Origin of the sequence: Nostoc sp., assembly GCF_036919615.1 — a bacterium.
Taxonomy (GTDB): domain Bacteria; phylum Cyanobacteriota; class Cyanobacteriia; order Cyanobacteriales; family Nostocaceae; genus Nostoc.
This window is the reverse complement of the sequence record NZ_JBALCN010000099.1, coordinates 58,356-70,981: the sequence shown is the minus strand read 5'-3', so window position 1 is coordinate 70,981 and position 12,626 is coordinate 58,356. Positions and strand designations below refer to the sequence as shown.

At 55.1% G+C, this 12,626-nt stretch carries 4 protein-coding genes; all 4 read left to right on the top strand.

Annotation, left to right across the window (positions count from 1 at the left end; genetic code table 11):
* The first annotated feature begins 12 nt into the window (after nucleotides 1-12).
* The 4 genes from fabD (at nucleotide 13) to V7K48_RS30675 (ending at nucleotide 12,602) form a co-directional block, all read left to right on the top strand.
* On the top strand, nucleotides 13-888 hold the full coding sequence (gene fabD, locus V7K48_RS30690; protein WP_335078431.1) for an ACP S-malonyltransferase: 876 nt from the start codon (nucleotides 13-15) through the stop codon (nucleotides 886-888).
* Nucleotides 885-1,862, top strand: a complete 978-nt coding sequence (locus tag V7K48_RS30685) for an acyltransferase domain-containing protein (RefSeq protein WP_335078429.1) — start codon at nucleotides 885-887, stop codon at nucleotides 1,860-1,862. The genes fabD and V7K48_RS30685 overlap by 4 nt, the downstream gene beginning before the upstream one ends.
* A 122-nt stretch (nucleotides 1,863-1,984) precedes the next feature.
* Nucleotides 1,985-2,587, top strand: coding sequence for a 4'-phosphopantetheinyl transferase family protein (locus tag V7K48_RS30680; protein WP_335078427.1), 603 nt, complete (start codon nucleotides 1,985-1,987; stop codon nucleotides 2,585-2,587).
* 16 nt (nucleotides 2,588-2,603) lie between these two features.
* Nucleotides 2,604-12,602: an SDR family NAD(P)-dependent oxidoreductase gene (locus V7K48_RS30675; protein ID WP_335078425.1), complete on the top strand. Its 9,999-nt coding sequence runs from the start codon at nucleotides 2,604-2,606 to the stop codon at nucleotides 12,600-12,602.
* Nucleotides 12,603-12,626: the final 24 nt, after the last annotated feature.

The following is a 12,626-nucleotide window of genomic DNA, read 5'->3' as shown; positions in this document are numbered from 1 at the left end:
AAGGGGAATATTATGATTCGGGCTGTTGCCCTGTTTCCAGGTCAAGGTTCTCAGTTTCGTGGCATGGGTCGCGAATTGTTCCCGCGATACCGACACCTGCTTCAGCAGGCGAACGACATTCTTGGATTCTCAGTTGAAAAACTTTGCCTTGATGATCCGGGGGATGATCTGATCAAAACCCAATTCACCCAAGTGGCTCTGTTTGTCGTTAATGCACTGTATTGGCAGGATCAATTTGGTGAGAGTGGTCGTCTTCCCGATGCGGTCTGTGGGCATTCTCTAGGTGAGTATAATGCGTTGTTCGCGGCGGGCGTTTTTGATTTTGCGACGGGACTAAAGCTCGTCAAAAAACGGGGCGAGTTGATGGGTCGTCAGAGTGGCGGCGGCATGGCAGCGGTGATCGGATGTGATGCATACTGTGTTCGCAAAATTCTGGATGATTTCGCCTTTGATACGCTCGACATTGCCAACTACAATTCCTCGGATCAGGTAGTTATTTCTGGACCCAAGAGGGATATCGAAGATGTGGCGGCGGTCTTTGCAGAAGTACCTAATTTGAGATATGTGATCTTAAGTGTGAGCGGGGCGTTTCATTCGAAGTATATGCGTGAAGCAGGCAATGAGTTTGGTGCATTCATCCGCACGCTGTCCTTCAATCCACCCCGGTTTCCTGTGATCTCGAATCTTTTGGCGCGGCCTTACACCTCGACCGATTTAATCACAACGCTTACAAGCCAAATTTCCCACCCTGTGCGCTGGCTGGATAGCATAAACTATCTGATCGATCAGGGCGCGTGTGATTTTCATGAAGTTGGTCCCGGCACGACACTGACGCGATTACTGTATCGGATCGCTCCAGACTTAGTGCAGGGGGTATCTGCACAATGAAGGCACGAATTGTATTTATGTTCTCTGGGCAGGGATCGCAGTATGCGGGGATGGGGCAAGAGCTTTATGATCGCAATCCGGTTTTCCGACGATACATGGATGAGTTTTCCGACGTGGCCTTTTCATTTCTAGGGGTGCATCTGGCGAATCAGATTTGTTCTGCGAATCATCCTGATTCTGAAGTCTTTGTCCAGACGCGGTATACCAATCCGGCCTTGTATATGTTCAACTATGCCGTTGCAGCCACCCTGGAAGCGGCTGGTGTTATACCCGATGATCTGCTCGGGTATAGCTTGGGTGAGTTAACGGCATCGGCCTACAACGGGAATGTGGATCGGTTCGATCTGTTCATCCGGTTAATTCGAGCCTCGTTTGCCCTGGAACAACAGTCATCTGGGGGCGGGATGCTGGCGGTTTTGGATTCTTGTAAGTTGTGGGATCGCTACCCTAACTGGTTTTGCCATACGTCTCTTGCCAGTGTGAATTGCAGCAAGAGCTTTGTGGTGAGTGGGTCAGCAGATGTTTTGGATCAGTTGCAAAATCAGTTGCGAGTCAGTGGCATTCTGTTTCAGCGATTGCCAGTGATGCAGGCGTTTCATTCGTCCTCTATTGATACAGCAAGGTCTTCCGTCTTACAAGAAATCGATGCGCTTTCCCTGACTGCCCAAGGTCGTTTCTCAACCTATTCCTGCGTTGCGCCTGGGATAGTGGAGGCGGACTTGAGCAGACCTCGCCGATTCTGGGATTCTATGCGTCAGCCTGTCTTGTTTGAAACAGCGTTGCAACACTTGGAGGTCGGTGAACCCAGGTTATATATTGATGTCGGGCCGAGCGGCACACTGGCGGCGTTTGCGAAGCTTTCGATTAATGGGTTGTCGCGATCGCAGGCTTTACCCGTGGTGGATCGATTTGGACTGAATGAGCGGGGATTACACAATGCGTTGGTGAAGGCGGCGGCATGGCGTACTTTCTAACTCCTCCAGCACAGGGCGTAGTGAATGTGACTCTGCGACGGTCGGAGCGGTCGATTCCGTGTTGTTTTAGCACGGTTTCTGTTGCTGACTATCCGGCGGTAGTAGCACGGCGAACCCAAATTTTGTCCGATGCGGAATTGGCTTACTTTGAAGGGTTGCCAGTTTTGCGGCGACAAACTTCGTTTCTGTTGGGGCGGTTTGTGTCGAAAAAGGCGCTGGCGGCTTTGGTTGGAGAGGAGGATTACCGTGCCATTGCGATCACCTTTGGTGTTTTTGGTCAGCCCATCGTGACTCGCCCATGTGCAATGGGGTACGACATCAGCATTTCTCATAATTCGCGGCAGGCGATCGCGATCGCGTTTGAGGCGGGCCATCCGATGGGAATTGATATTGAAACGGTTGATCCGACTGTGTATGAGACGTTGCTCAATGCGGTTCCAGCAGAAGAAGTCCAATTTTTGGATCACCCCGAAAGACCGAGTGCGGAACGGTTGCTGGTGTTGTGGACGGTCAAGGAAGCGCTGTCCAAAGCCCTGCGTTGTGGGCTGATGACCCCCGCCTCGGTGTTGGCGATCGCCACTCTTGAACACACTGCTTGCGATCAGTATCAATCAGTGTTCCGTAACTTTAGTCAGTACAAAGCCCTGTCTTGGGTCTCTGAAGCCACTATTATTTCAATAGTTTTGCCGCTTCATACCGAAATTGAGTTCGATCCATTCCAGTAGGGAGAGATTAAGACGCATGACAAAAGACATCGCTATCATCGGTCTTGCCTGCCGCTTCCCCGGAGCTACCAGTGCTGATGAATTTTGGGTCAATCTCGCCGCTGGGGTGAACTCAATTACTGAAATTCCTCGTGATCGCTGGGATCATGAGATCTACGTTGACCAAACGGCAAGCAAATGGGGTGGTTTCATTAATGGACTGGCGGAGTTCGATGCGAGGTTCTTTTCGATTTCTCCCCGCGAGGCCCTGAGTATGGATCCCCAACAGCGGTTATTACTCGAAGTGGCATGGCATTGCATCGAACACTCTGGAGTTGCACCCGTCCGCCTCCAGCAACAGCGCACCGGGGTTTACATGGGTGCCATGACGCTGGACTATCTGCAAACAGCCACTGCACCAGGCATTGAAGTCGATGGCTTTGCCTGTCTTGGGGGATACAGTTGCATCCTTTCTAATCGGATTTCTCATGCCTTTAGACTGAGTGGCCCCAGCATCACCCTTGACACCGCCTGCTCGTCGTCACTCGTCGCCATTCATCTGGCACGGCAAGCCCTGCTGGCTGGGGATTGTGACATCGCCTTTGCTGGGGGCGTGAGCCTGAACCACAAACCGTGGAAACACCTCTCTTTTTCCCGGGCACGGATGCTCAGTCCCACGGGGCAATGCCGCACATTTGATGGGAGCGCCGATGGCTATGTACCGGGGGAAGGGTGTGGGGTACTGCTGTTGCAACCCTTAGAGCAAGCACTGGCTGAAAACAACCGCATCCTGGGTGTTCTTAAAGGATCGGCGGTCAATCATTCTGCCGTCGGGGAATCGCTCACGGCTCCCAGTGTAGATAGACAGACGGCTTTGTTGATGTCTGCTTATCAAAATGCGGCGGTTGACCCGGCAACTGTCACCTACCTCGAAGCGCACGGAACAGGGACTTCCCTGGGTGATCCGATCGAAATGGAAGCACTTACACGCGTCTTTGCATCGCACTCAGATCGGTCAGGATACTGCAAAGTGGGGTCGGTGAAGACTAATATCGGTCATCTGGAAGCAGCGGCGGGTGTGGCGGGCATGGTGAAGGTGCTGCTGCTGCTGCAAGCAAAAGCGATTCCGCCCAGTCTGAATCTGACCACGCCCAATCCCCTGATCAATTTTGATTCGTCGCCCTTTGTACCCGCGTTGGCACTGGAACCCTGGACTCCGGCGGCAGAGGGGTTGCCGTTGCGGGCTGGAATAAGTTCCTTTGGATTTGGCGGTAGTAACGCCCACGTTATCTTGGAAGCCCCGCCAGCATCCGAGGCTGCGCCTGCATCCCAGACCCCCAGACAATCTTCAGCCGTATTGCCGTTTTTGTTGTCGGCTAAATCTGTCAGCAGTCTGGAGCAATTGGTCACGCACTGGCAAGAAGCCGTGGATCGCCTTGCCGATGACTGTGAGCTTGAGGCTGTTTGTGCCAATTTGGCGTTGTCTAAAGAGAGCTTTCCTTGGCGCTTTGGATTCACGGCGGTAAGTTGGGCTGAAGTCAAACTCGCCCTGGCACAGTTCCAGCGCCCCCATGCCAGTGTGCCAGAGAATCCCCGTCTGGCAGCCGCCGCGATCGCGCTAAAGTCCGTCCAGCCAGAATCCATCCAGCGGTTAGTTGCGGGTATTGTACTGCCCCAGGCTGATTTTGACAGCGTGTTGCACTCCGCCAAGATTCTGTGGAGTCGGCAAATAACGTTTACTCGCTTTGTCGAAGGATGGCGGGACGTACTGCAAGCGGCTAGTCTTGATCTTAATGTTTTATTTGCAGGACTGCCCCTGGATGAGGAGCAGCGCTTGCCCGTGTTTATTGCCCTCCGCAGCAGTCTGAGCCGCCTGTGCCGGAAGTGGAATTTGACTGATCGCTATCCCAGTGGTTCAGCATCACTTTGCGAACTTGTGGAACTGTTTGCGGCAGGAGTGCTTGAGCCAGGGGACGTCTGGGACGTATTATCGCGCGGCACCATTACCAGGAGGCAGACACGGGTTCCCAGTCCTGAACCACAGCCCTGGGTCGCAACCCCGTCCACATTACCCGATGCGGTGTCGAGGTGGCTGGCAGGGCATGAGGTAGATTGGCAAGACTGTTTGCCGGAACGTTACCCCAAACTCTCCTTGCCCCTATATCCCTTTGATCGGCAGGTGTACTGGTTGCAGCCAGAGGGCGATCGCTCGGCTTTGGCACCCCGTTCGGTGTCGCAGACCTTTCGCTCCGATGATCCGGTGATTGCCGCACATTACCTGAATGGGCGGTTGATTTTGCCTGCCGCGAGTATGGTCTGCTTTGCCCTGGATGCAGTGCAACAGATAAGTGGGAAAGCCGTGCACACCTTGTCGGATTTTGCCATCCATCATGGGGTATCCATTCCCTTGGATGAGGCGGCGGGAACCATTGAATTGTCTGCTTTGGTGAATCTATCTGAGGCAACGGTGCAGTTAAGTGTGAACGGGCGAACGGTTGGGAGTGCCCAGATTACCGCACTGACAGAGACCGATCACGATCGCCCTTGGATGCCGCAGACGTGGCTACGTGAGTTTGATCCCGCCTCGCTGTATACCCTGTTGCGGAGTCGAGGCTATCAGTACGGCACCGCACTTCAGGTGATGCGATCACTGGCGGTCAATGATACGATCTCCGAGTGTGTGATCGCAACCGATAATCAGACGGCGTTGCTGGATGGCATTCTCCAAGCGGCGGTGTGCCTGCGCTCGATTTGGGCACCAACAGAGCCGTCTATCTTTGAAGTCCCATCTAAGATGGGAACCCTGATGATGCGGGATATTCGCGAGGTAACTGGGCCTGTCACGGTGCGGATTGAACGGCAACAGTGTAAATTTTCAGCATCCGGGAGTGAGATGCGGGTGATCGCGCTTGATCGTTCTGGGACATGGGTGGCAGTGGTGGATCGGTTGGAATCGGCGATCGCACCGTTGATGGCTCCTGAGATTGCCTATTTTGAACTCCACTGGCAACCGACTCCACTCATCGCTGGTACTAATTTGGCAGCTCCAGAGCTGGCGTTGATCATGGCAGGATCGGTGCCGCTTGGGTTATCACTGTTTCAATCCCTGCGATCTCGATCAGCGGAATGCAGTCTGGTGTTGGCGGGTGAAAGTTTCCAAGCGCTGGGCGGCGGCATGTACCAGATGGATGTCACGGTTGCCGCAGACTACGATCGCCTGCTGAGGACGATCGCCCCAGCATTGACTTACCCTAGTACTGCAACATCGGTCACAGTGTATTGGGTGACACGTCCCGCCGATCCCCAGTCACCCCTTGAGGCTACCGTTGCCGATCAGGTTGCTCAGGGAGTGCGGGGTGTATTCCTGCTGACCCAGGCATGGACGAAGTTGTACCCTGCCATCCCGCTGCGGTTGGTGGCGATTACGGTCGATGCCCAGATCGTTACGCTACAGGATCACGCCTTGGGCTTTGCTTCAGCCGGGATCGAAGCCCTCGGACGGACAGTAGCGATCGAACTACCCCAATGCCGCTTCAAATCGGTGGACTTGGACTCTGCCCTGTCGGTGGAGGAGCGCAGTCGGGTGCTTCTAGCTGAAGCAGCTGCTCCGTTTGACCAGGATGCCGTGGCTTACCGGGACGGACTCCGGTACACCCAACAGGTGCGGGATCTGACCGAACGGACAGGGGAAACGTTCACCATTCCCACAGGTGCTCATATTCTGGTGACGGGCGGGAATGGGGCGTTGGCAGCAGAGGTGGTGCGGGCGATCGCCGCGCAGACTTCGGTTCACCTGATCCTGGTCGGGCGTTCCCCTGCCAATGCCCACACAGAGCGCTTAATGGCGGAGATTGCTGACCTGGGCGCGATCTCAGAGTACCATCAAGCCGACGTGACGGATAGTGCCGCCTTAGACCACCTATTTGTCCATTGGCGTGAGATGGGTATCCACCTACAGGGCGTGATTCACACCGCAGGTCAACTGGATGATCGCCTGCTGCATAACCAAAGTGCCGATTCGTTTGATCGCGTCGTTGCCCCTAAGTTAATGGCAGCAGTCCGCCTCAGTGAACGGTTGCGCGACCACCCCGTTGAATTCTTCGTCGCGTTTTCCTCAATCACGGCGCTGACTGGAAACGCTGGACAGGCAAATTATGGGGTTGCCAATGCCTTGCTGGACGCATTTTGTGCCTATCGATCACGTCATGCTGCCGGGCGCTCCCTGGCGATCAACTGGGGACTGTGGCAGGCGCGGGGCATGGGGGCAGCAGCTCCTTTGGCAGATCGGTTTCGCAGTTTGGGGCTGGAACCGTTGACGGCGGCATCCGGTCGGTTTGCCCTTATGAACCTCCTCACCCGTGCCTGTCCCTATCAAATCGTCGTCACCGGAAAAGGTACTGCTAAGGACGCATTGACCCAATCATCGATCAAAACGGCACCCCCGTTGTCAGACTCTGTTATCGAGATCGTCCCGCCTCACACCACTCCTGACCGAGATCGCATTGAGCAGGACTTGGTGGCATTAGTCGCACGCACGCTCAAGACCGCACCGGAGACGATTTCTCGCCAAGAGGGGTTCTTTAGCCTGGGGATCGAGTCCTTAATGATTGAAGAGATGATGGCGGAATTGAGCAAGCGCCATACAGGACTGCGACCGACGCTCTTGTTTGAGTATCCCAATATTACGGTGCTTGCGACTTATTTAGCCAGTCATGCCACTGCAACCCATCATGCCAGTGAGTCTCTGCCCGCTCTCGATGTCCCAGTAGCCGCAACAATAACCATCATCCCCACCGAATTGGAGGGTAAACGAGAGGAACGTGAGAGCCGTCCCCTGCCCACGCCAGCGCTGCATTCTGGATCAGGCTATGCGATCGGGATCATTGGCATGGATGGACGCTATCCCCAATCTCCCGATCTTGATACTTACTGGCAGAACCTCTTATCTGGGCGATCATGTGTTGAAGAAATTCCGACTTCGCGCTGGGATCATACGCCTTATTTTGCTGAAACTCGACAACCCAACCGCACCTATGGCAAGTGGGGTGGGTTCGTGGCAGGGGTAGATCGCTTTGATCCGCTGTTTTTCAATATTTCTCCCAAAGAGGCTGAACAGACCGATCCCCAGCAGCGCCTGTTCCTGGAAAGCGTTTGGCACACGATGGAACACGCAGGGTACGGGAGCCGCCAATCTCGCCAAAGTCAGCGTGTGGGACTGTTTGCAGGGGTGATGTGGCATGACTATTCCCACGTTGCCCGGGATCTCAGCCTCACCAGTGACCAGGTCAGCGGTAACGGATCATTATTCTGGGCGATCGCGAATCGTGTTTCTCACTTTCTGGATTTCACCGGACCCAGTTTGGCGATCGACACCGCCTGTTCGTCTTCATTGACGGCGATCCATTTGGCCTGTCAAAGTCTCTTGATGGGCGATTGCGATATGGCTGTAGCTGGTGGAGTCAATCTTAGTTTGCATCCGTTCCGCTATCTCTATCTCAGCCAAGCTGGATTTTTGTCGAAGGATGGTCTGTGCCGCAGCTTTGGACAAGGAGGCGATGGCTATGTTCCGGGCGAAGGCGTGGGAGCCGTGTTGCTCAAACCCCTGGAACGCGCCCTGGCAGATGGGGACACAATTCATGGCGTGATCCGAGGCAGCAGCATCAACCACGGGGGGCGAGCCAATGGGTTTACCGTCCCGAACATTGGCTCACAGAGTGAGTTAATTGAACGCGCCTTACAAAGAGCCGGGGTGCGGTTTTGCGATATACAGTACATCGAATGTCATGGCACAGGCACGGTACTGGGTGATTCAATCGAAATCGGAGCCTTGTGGGAGGTTTCGAAACGGGAGGGGATCGCAGGTGACAAAATTGCGATCGGCTCCGTCAAATCGAACATTGGTCATTTGGAATCCGCCGCCGGAATTGCAGGCGTAACCAAAGTGCTGCTGTCCATGCGGCATGGCATGATTCCAGCCACCCTGCATTGCCAACCGCCCAACCCAAACATCCCATTTGCAGAGACACCCTTTGATGTCACTGCCCACAATCGCGCTTGGCCCCCTGGAGAACAGCCCCGGCTCGCTTGCGTGAGTGGTTTCGGAGCGGGTGGATCGAATGCCCATGTTGTCATTGAAGAGTGGCGCACCCCGGTCACCAGTACCCGAGACGTTGGTCCTTGGATCATCGTCTTGAGCGCAAAGACCCCGGATCGCCTAGTCGAAATGGCGACGAACCTGCGCTGTTTCCTCCAAACCCAGACCCCTCACCTGACAGACGTAGCCTGGACATTACAAGTGGGGCGAGAGCCAATGCCAGAGCGGTTGGCAATCTTATCACACTCCCTCGTGGAACTCATGGTTCAACTCGATATCTTTGTCAGCGGTAGTTTGCATCCGGGTTGTTTCAGGGCAAGAGCGTCCCATACGCCCAGTGCTGACCCCACTTCATCTAACCATCACTTATCCGATCTTCACTTATCTGACCACCACGCAAGTAACAGCAGATTGAGCGATGAAGAGATTGCCTCACACTGGGTCAAGGGTGCCAAGATCAATTGGGTCGTCCGCCGTCCGGTCGGGAGTCGTCGCATTCCGCTGCCCGGTTATCCTTTTGCCCAAGAGCGCTACTGGCTCACGCCTGCGAATCAGCAACCACTTCGGAACCCTATCCAGGTTGTGAATGCCGTCAATCCTGTCAATGCCGTTTCTTCTGTGAGCGACAGTCGTCGATTATTAACCAAAGTCTGGATTCAGGATGCAGGTCAGACAGAAAGTCCTGCGGGGGAACGGCTCCGGGTCGGCGTACTCTTTTCCGGTGAATCCGGCAACGACCTTTATCGGCACTTGAGCCAGTTCCCTGGGATCGAGTGCGTGGCATTGAGGGACACGGGTTTTCCTGCCTGGGTGACGCACCTGGCTGATCTTGATGCCTTTGTGGACGTAATCGACTACGAACCCGCGCTGCCTCAGCCTGTACGACCTCAAGCCCGTCGTTTTGCAATCTATCAGGTACTCCTGGATGCGCTCGCCCAGCGCCCCTTGTGTCTGTTGCAAGTTACCTGTAGGCAACACCAGACCCTAAGCCTTGGTAGTGCCTGGCTCACGAGTCTGTTGCCAGTGTTGTCTTGTGAACATCGGTTGGTGCGTGCCAAGGCAATCGCCGTTACCAGTGACATGACTTGTCAAGTCATCGCAGCGGCATTGCAACGAGAACTGCGGCTGGAGGACAGTCATGCCGAAATCCGCTACCAACAGGGCATCCGTACTGTTGCCGCTTGGCAAGCGCTCCCAATGCCGCAGTCCCAGTTGTCGCTAGATGCCACCAAGGTCTATATCGTCACTGGGGGCACCAGTGGGCTGGGGGCACTAGTGGCAACCTGGCTGGCGGCAAAGGGCGCGCGGAAGCTGCTGTTGCTCGGAGTCACCGCCTTACCACCACGGGAGCAATGGGCTAGCCTCAACCCTTCCCATTCCGAAGCGGTGCAGGTCAGAATCCGACACGTCCAAGCCCTGGAACAGTCCGGGGTACAAGTGCGGCTTTTTGCTGGGAAATTGACCGAGCGGGAACGATTGCAGCACTTTTTTGACAGCAGTACACAGGAATTAGGATCCATCGGGGGTGTGGTACATTGTGCGGGGGTGACACCGGAGGGAGTTGGCTCGTTTGTCCGCAAGTCGGTTGATGCCATTCTGTGCACCCTGGAGCCTAAGGTCCAGGGACTGCTGACCTTGGCAGAATTGGTGCCCCCCGATCAGGTTGACTTTTTCCACCTGTTCAGTTCAGTATCGGCGGCGGTGCCTGTATTGGGAGCCGGGATATCGGACTACGCCTGTGCTAATGGTTTCTTAAATGCCTTTGCTGAAGTTTATCGAGCCGCCGGATCCAATGTGATCGCAATCAACTGGCCAAATTGGAGCGGTGCTGGCTCAGCCCAGGGAGAATCGGCGCGGTATCGACAACTGGGCTTTAAGTCACTCACGGTCAGCGAAGCCTTGACACTCTACGACAGCATTGCAAGTTTCCCCATGCCTGCTGTAATCCTGCCGTGTACGGTGGATGAGCAACGCTTTCAGGTGGAGTCATTGGCACTGGCGCTTCCCCCCGATCCACTGCACGTCCCAGGGGAATCTGCGCCGTCTGTATTGCCTGTGCCATCGGTACCGACCCGATCATCTGTAGTGTCCACACCGTTTATGACATCTGAATTGTCTACCCAATTTGGCTCGTTTACCCCTGTGCCTTCGGTAGCATCAGATGCTACTCAGGGCGCGTGGAATTGGTTAGCCAATTGGTTATCGAAGGAACTGAAGATCCCCCGGGCACAGTTGAACGGCACCACAAACTTTGCTGAGTATGGCGTGGATTCAATTTTGCTGGCGGATCTGACGCAGGCGATCGAGAAGCAAGTTGGCTCCCCGATTGACCCATCCCAATTCCTAGAACTTAGCAATATCGATAGTCTGAGTCAGCATTTGGGCGATCGCTGGTCACAAGCATTTGGCGAGACACCGATGCTCCCATTCACCCCATCTACTTCATCCGACACAGTAGCAGTTCCCCCACCAGGTGTAGATGAGCGATCGCCCACGTTGCTGATCGCCCCAGCCCCCTCTCTGCGTGCCGTTGCCGTAATTGGTCTTGGTTGCCATTTTCCAGGCTCCAGTAATGTGTCGGCTTTTTGGGCTAATCTGCTGGCTGGGGTCGATAGCATCCGCGAAGTGCCGCTCTCCCGTTGGGATCATCGCTTGCTGTACGGTCAAGGCGAAGCAGGCAAGCTGATCAGTAAGTGGGGCGGCTTCCTGGACGGCATTGAGATGTTTGATGCCGCTTACTTTGGCATTCAGGATGTTGAAGCCGAACAAGTCGATCCGGCGATTCGCCAAATGCTGGAAGTGTGTGCCGAAACTGTGCGTCACGCGGGTTATGAGGAAGCGGAATTGCGGGTGCAAGAGATTGGGGTCTTCGTTGGCGCACGGGCGGGCAGCTATCCCCAACGCTACGGGAACTGGGCAAAAAATAGCATTGTCGGCGCGGGACAAAACTTTATTGCTAGTCTGTCGTCTCACGTTTTTGACTGGAAGGGTCCCAGTCTAGTGATTGATTCAGCCTGTTCATCGTCGCTGGTTGCGGTGCATCTAGCCTGCAAGAGCCTGTTGGATGGGGAATGCCGGATGGCGATCGCCGCGGGGGTTGACCTGCTGCTGGACGAACAACCCTACCGGATTCTGAGCGAGGCGAAGGCGTTGTCCCCGGACGGGCGTTGTCACACCTTCGATTTGCAGGCCAATGGGTTTGTTCCGGGTGAGGGCTGTGGTGCGGTGTTGCTGAAACACCTCGACCAAGCCTTAGCGGATGGCGACCAGATCTATGCCGTGATTGAAGGCTCTGCGATCAACAACGACGGGCGCACGATGGGAACCACCACCCCCAGCCTGGAAGGGCAACAGCGGGTGATTGAAGCGGCATTGAATGCGGCTGGAGTTGATGGTGGCTCCATCAGTTACGTTGAAGCGCACGGTACGGGAACGATGATCGGTGACCCGATCGAACTAAAAGGATTATCGCAAGTCATTCGCAAATATACAGACGACACAGGCTTCTGTGCGATCGGCAGCGTCAAGACGAATATCGGTCATCTGTTGAGTGCAGCAGGGATTGCCGGGTTCATCAAGACGGCTCTGGCGGCTTGGCATGGGCGCATCCCACCAACCTTGCATTGTGATCAGCCAAATCCGCGCTTTGATTTTGCCAATTCGCCCTTGTTTCCGTGTGTGCGGGAGCAAAGGTGGCAACCGAGGCGGGATGTTCGGCGAGCGGGAATCAGTTCTTTTGGCTTCGGGGGAACCAATTGTCATGTGATTTTGCGGGCGGCTCAACCTCAGGACGGACATCGGTCACGCCGCTCTCCCTTAGCTCCACCAGAGTTCCAGCGGAAATATGCCTGGATTGAGAGGAAGCCGTCTTCAGCCGTGGTTCAATCCCCGGTGGAGCGCCGCACCGCCCTGCTCGAATTTGAAGAACTGGTGACGCGGTAAACAACACAACGGGTCAGGATAACT